The organism is Saccharopolyspora sp. NPDC002686, from assembly GCF_040295745.1.
Taxonomy (GTDB): Bacteria; Actinomycetota; Actinomycetes; order Mycobacteriales; family Pseudonocardiaceae; genus Saccharopolyspora; species Saccharopolyspora oryzae.
In genome coordinates, this window is sequence record NZ_JBEOVY010000456.1 from 1 (window position 1) to 5,254 (window position 5,254).

The window sequence follows — 5,254 nt, forward strand, 5'->3', positions numbered from 1 at the left end:
GGTTGAAACTGTGATCCGCCGTGGGTGGGATCTGCAGTTTCAATTGAAACTGCGGTCCCCCCTCACCCGCACGGCTGAAGTCAGCGGTTGGTGGTGAGCCGGTGGCGCAGGTGCTTGGCGCGCAGGCGCAGGGCACCGTCGCGGTCGCCGATGTAGGTGCGGGGCAGGGCGTGCACGCCGGACGCCTCGGAGCGCCAGATGGCGCAGGCGTAGTCGTAACCGGCCGCCTCCACGGCGTGCACCACCCTCCGGTCGACGTCGCCGTACGGGTAGCAGAAGCCGGCGACGTCCTGGCCGGTGATCTCGCGCAGCAGTTCCCGGCTCCCGACCACCTCGGCGAACAGCTCGTCCTCGTCCACATAGGACAGGTACTGGTGCAGCAGCCCGTGCGAGCCGACCTCCACGCCCGCCCCGGCGACCTCCTGCACCTCCTCGGCGGTCATCAACCGCTTGCGCGGCCCCGCCGGATCCCACTCGTTGTCGCCGCCGATCCGCCCGGCGATCACGAAAACGGTGGCGCTGCACCCGTGCCGCCGCAGCGCGGGCACCACGTTGCGCGCGAAGTCGGCGTAGCCGTCGTCGAAGGTCAGCCCGACCAGACCGCGCGCGTCCCCCGCTCGGCGGGCCTGCATCAGCTCGCGCATCGACACCCCGCGCAGGTCGTTGCTCCGCAGCCACCGCAGCTGCTGGTCGAAGCGGCGCGGGTCGACGGTCACCAGGTACGGATCGTGCTGGTAGACGGCGACCGAGTGGTACATCAGCACGTACGGGAACGGACGCCCGGTGTCGCTCCAGGTCCGCTTGCTCACGGTCTGCGTCATGGCACGCCGCTCTCCTCGGCAACGGGACCCGGTTGGAGCGAACGGACCGTTCGTCCCGTTGGACGAGCGAGCAGTCCGCTCACCCACACCAACCGGTCAGCCGAGCCTAAGCACCGCTCAGCCGTCCGAGATCCGATCGGTGCAGTACGCGCCCTACCGCATCGGCACGGTCTACAGCTCCCCGTACTCGCCGACGCGGCGCCCGGCGACCCAGGTCTGCAGCGTCTTGGTCTGCCAGCGCGCCCGCCCCGGCGGCGGGTCCAGCGGATCCTGGTCGAGGATGAGGAAGTCCGCCCACTTGTCGGGTTCCAGGCTGCCGATCACCCGTTCCTGGTGCGCGGCGAACGCGGCGTCGAGGGTGAACGAGCGCAGCGCCTCCACCGGGTTCATCGCCTGCTGCGGGTACCAGCCGCCGACCGGCTGGCCGTCCCGGTCGGTGCGGGTGATCGCCGCGTGCAGCCCGTCGAACGGGTTCTCCGAGGACACCGGGAAGTCGGACCCCGACGCGATCGGGATGCCCTGCTCCAGCATCGTCCGCCACGCGTAGGCGCCCGCGATGCGCTGCGGCCCGACGCGCTTCTCCGCCATGTTCATGTCGTCGGTGGCGTGCACCGGCTGCATCGAGGCGATGATCCCGTGGCTGCGCAGCCGCGGGATGTCCTCGACCGCCAGGACCTGCGCGTGCTCGATGCGATGCCGCATGTCCCCGCCGACCTCGGCCATCGCGGCCTCGTAAGCGTCAAGCACCATCCGGTTCCCGGCGTCGCCGATGGCGTGGGTGGCCACCTGGAACCCGTCCCGCATCACCTGCGTGACCCGGTTGCGCAGCTCCGCGGCGTCCATCTGCGGCAGCCCGGAGTTGCCGGGGTCGTCGGCGTAGGGCTGGAGCATCGCGGCACCGTGCGAGCCGAGCGCGCCGTCGATGTAGAGCTTGACGGTGCGGACCCGCAGCATGTCGTTCGCGAAGGAATCACCGCGCGCCTGCACGCCGAGTTCGCGGTAGGCGTCGTAGGTGAGGAACGAGTTGGTGCGGATCGTCAGCTCGCCGGAGGCGGCGAGCTGGTGCAGGACGGCGAGTTCGGCGGCGCTGGTGCCCGCATCGCTGACCGAGGTGAGCCCGACCTCGTTGAGCTTCCGCTGCGCGGCCAGGAAGTTCTGCTTGATGTCCTCGGTGGTCGGTTTCGGCAGGTGCTCCTCGACGAGGTCCTGCGCGGCGTCGACGAAAGCCCCGGTGGGTGCGCCGTCGGCACCGCGCACGATCTCCCCGCCCGAGGGCGTCGGGGTGTCGCGGTTGATGCCGATCTGCCGCAGCGCGGCGGAATTCGCCACGCCGGCGTGCCCGTCGACCCGCACCAGCCACACCGGGCGGTCCGGCACCACGGCGTCCAGGTCCGCGGCGGACGGCAACCTCCCGAGGCCCCAGATCACGTCGTTCCAACCGCGCCCGAGGATCCACTGCCGGTCCGGGTGCTCCGCGGCGAAGGCCTTGAGCGCCTTCATCGCTTCGTCCAGCGACTTGGTCCCGGCGAGGTTGAGCTGCGAAACGTTGGCGCCGAGCTGCCCGAAGTGCCCGTGCGCGTCGTGCAGGCCGGGGATGAGCACCCGCCCGCGCCCGTCGATGCGCTCGGCTCCCCCGGCGTTGCCGACGTCGAGCCCTTCCACCCGCCCGTCCGCCTTGATCAGCAGGTTCGAGAACTCGAACGGCCCGTCGGGGGTCAGCGTGAAGCCCCGCACGTTGTCGATCAGCACCGGCCCTCCTCCCCCAGCTGGACCCGGCGCGCCCGTGGAACACCCCGCCGACACCGCAACGCCCGCCGTGGCCAGCCCGACGAGCTTGAGGAACTGGGCCCGCGAGATGCGGGGCTGCGGGGAACGCCGACAGCAGTCCTGGCACATGCCGACCTCCTAGCTGATCATTCGCCAAGCGAAGGTAAGCCCGCGTCCTTGCCCGGTCAATCAGCAGAAGGTGGGCAAATCCCCCGCCAAGCCCGCCCTCTCCTTGCGCCCAGCCCCAGCAAAAACCCGGTTCCGGCACCGCATCCACCACGAACGAAGATGTCTCAGTGTTCATTTAATTGACATTCACATGAACGCTGATTATCTTAACGTTTGCCTACTTCGATCGACCGAGGAGCAGTCCGGCCGATCCGGCCCCACGACCTGCTCGAACCCCTCCGCACCGACTGAGGAGCAACCGTGTCCTATCCCGATCCCCGCTACTTCGGCGAGCACGGCGAGATCAGCGCCAGCTTCCGGCCCGCGACCGCCGAGCCCGACTTCGTCGCCAAGCCGATCGCCACCGACGGACCCACCGTCGGCGCCGGCACCGCCTACCACTACCTGTCCACCACCGCCTCCACCGGCGGCGAGTACGGGCTGTACCGGGTGGACATGGGTCCGGAGAGCGCCGGGCCGAGCACGCACTTCCACAAGGCGATGTCGGAGTCGTTCTTCGTCCTCTCCGGCACCATGCGGCTCTTCGACGGCGAGCGCTGGATCGACGCCACGTCCGGCGACTACCTCTACGTCCCGGTGGGAGGCCTGCACGCCTTCCGCAACGAATCGGGCGAACCCGCCTCGATGCTCATGCTCTTCGCCCCCGGCGCGCCCCGCGAGGAGTACTTCGAAGGCATCACCGAACTGGGTTCGCTCAGCGACGAAGAACGCGCGGAGTTCTTCCACCGCCACGACAGCTTCTTCGTCTGAGCGGGCCCCAGATCTCCGACGAAGCGGGCCTCGCCACCGCCTGACCGACTCCCCGGGCGGGTTCGACAATTCGACTGCGCAATGGAGCGCGCCCGAGGTAGTGTGGCCGCACTCTGATCAGGTTCCCCAGGAGTTCGCCGCAGAACGGGAACCCGCTCGCGCGAAACGAGGTGCGGCACAGGTGTTCACCCTGCCCTTTCGGAGGCGCAAGACATGAAGATCGGCCTCGGCCTTCCCATCGCCGATGCCGCGATCATCACCCCGGCAGCCCTGAAAACCCAACTCCGCCAACTCGAATCCCTGGGTGCGGACGATGCGGTCCTCTACTGCTGGTCACCCAATCCCGACCAGGTCCACCACCTCGCAGACCTCCTCCCCTGACCCGGCAACAGGCGGTCGTGAGCGGTTCGGGGTGCTGGGGCGCCCCGAAGTGCTCACGAAGCCGGTGAGCTCGGTGGTTCCAACAGGACCCGAACATGGTGAAGGGCACCTCGACGGATCGAGGTGCCCTTCACCGCGTTGCGAACCTCAGATGGTCCAGGTGTCGTTGCCGTGGAGCAGGTGCTGGAGGTCGGCCGGCTTGGACTGCTGGGCCTCCTCCACCTGAGCCCTGGCCAGGTCGTCGTAGGTGGGGCGCTGGACCGAGCGGAAGATGCCCGTCACCGCCGGGCTCAGGTCCTGGCCGCCGAGGCGGGACAGCGCGAAGGCGTAGGACGGGTCCTCGCGGTTCGCATCGTGGACCACCACCTCGGACTCGTCCACTTCGGACAGCTTGGAGACGCGGAAGCCGTCGGCACCCGAAACCACGCCGTAGCGCTCGTCCTCCGGGCCGAAGGTGATCGGCTCGCCGTGCTTCAGCGAGACGATCCGGCGCTGCTTCTCCTCGTTGTCCTTCAGCACGTCGAAGGCGCCGTCGTTGAAGATCGGGCAGTTCTGGTAGATCTCCACCAGTGCGCTGCCGCGGTGTTCCGCCGCCGCCTTCAGGGTTTCCGTCACGCTCGCGCGGTCCGAGTCGATCACCCGCGCCACGAACGACGCCTCCGCGCCCAGCGCCAGCGACACCGGGTTGAACGGGTGGTCCAGCGAACCGGCCGGGGTCGACTTGGTGACCTTGCCGACCTCGCTGGTCGGCGAGTACTGGCCCTTGGTCAGGCCGTAGATCCGGTTGTTGAACAGCAGGATCTTGAGGTTCACGTTGCGGCGCAGGGCGTGGATCAGGTGGTTGCCGCCGATGGACAGCGCGTCGCCGTCACCGGTCACCACCCACACCGACAGGTCCGGCCGGCTGGTCGCCAGACCGGTGGCGATCGCCGGGGCGCGGCCGTGGATGGAGTGCATCCCGTAGGTGTTCATGTAGTACGGGAACCGGGACGAGCACCCGATGCCCGAGATGAACACGATGTTCTCCCGCTTGAGCCCCAACGACGGCAGGAAGCTCTGCACCGCGTTGAGCACGACGTAGTCGCCGCAGCCCGGGCACCAGCGGACTTCCTGGTCCGACTTGAAGTCCTTGGCCTTCTGCGGTTCGTCGGCGGTCGGCACTCCGGCCAGCCCGCCCAGGCCCGGGATTCCCAGATCGGTGGTCGTCACGCGGACACCCCCTGCACGACATCGGTGAGCACGTTCTGCAGCTCCTCGGCTCGGAACGGCAGTCCGGCGACCTTGGTGTAGGACTGCACGTCGACCAGGTAGCGGGCGCGCAGGAGCATCGCCAGCTGCCCGAGGTT

At 69.0% G+C, this 5,254-nt stretch carries 5 protein-coding genes; 2 read left to right on the plus strand and 3 right to left on the minus strand.

What is annotated here, in order from left to right; genetic code table 11:
* Window positions 1–80: 80 nt before the first annotated feature.
* Both ABTZ89_RS35360 and ABTZ89_RS35365 read right to left on the minus strand, forming a co-directional pair.
* A complete protein-coding gene (locus tag ABTZ89_RS35360) occupies window positions 81–821 on the minus strand; it encodes a polysaccharide deacetylase family protein (protein ID WP_351053175.1) in 741 nt (246 codons plus the stop codon).
* A 171-nt stretch (window positions 822–992) separates the two neighbouring features.
* Complete coding sequence (locus tag ABTZ89_RS35365) at window positions 993–2,570, minus strand: amidohydrolase (RefSeq protein ID WP_351053178.1); 1,578 nt, start codon at window positions 2,568–2,570, stop codon at window positions 993–995.
* A gap of 447 nt (window positions 2,571–3,017) precedes the next feature.
* On the opposite strand from ABTZ89_RS35365, the gene ABTZ89_RS35370 reads away from it, so the two are divergent.
* On the plus strand, window positions 3,018–3,527 hold the full coding sequence (locus ABTZ89_RS35370) for a cupin domain-containing protein (protein WP_351053181.1): 510 nt from the start codon (window positions 3,018–3,020) through the stop codon (window positions 3,525–3,527).
* Window positions 3,528–3,740: 213 nt separating this feature from the next.
* Window positions 3,741–3,908, plus strand: a complete 168-nt coding sequence (locus tag ABTZ89_RS35375) for a hypothetical protein (RefSeq protein WP_351053184.1) — start codon at window positions 3,741–3,743, stop codon at window positions 3,906–3,908.
* Between the two features lie 147 nt (window positions 3,909–4,055).
* On the opposite strand, the gene ABTZ89_RS35380 is transcribed toward ABTZ89_RS35375, so the two are convergent.
* A complete protein-coding gene (locus tag ABTZ89_RS35380) occupies window positions 4,056–5,117 on the minus strand; it encodes a 2-oxoacid:ferredoxin oxidoreductase subunit beta (protein ID WP_270952479.1) in 1,062 nt (353 codons plus the stop codon).
* Between the last annotated feature and the right edge of the window lie 137 nt (window positions 5,118–5,254).

Bases quoted from the DNA above. Each gene is read 5' to 3' on its own strand.
- ABTZ89_RS35360 (WP_351053175.1), bottom strand. From the start codon at position 821: ATGACGCAGACCGTGAGCAAGCGGACCTGGAGCGACACCGGGCGTCCG.
- ABTZ89_RS35375 (WP_351053184.1), top strand. From the start codon at position 3,741: ATGAAGATCGGCCTCGGCCTTCCCATCGCCGATGCCGCGATCATCACC.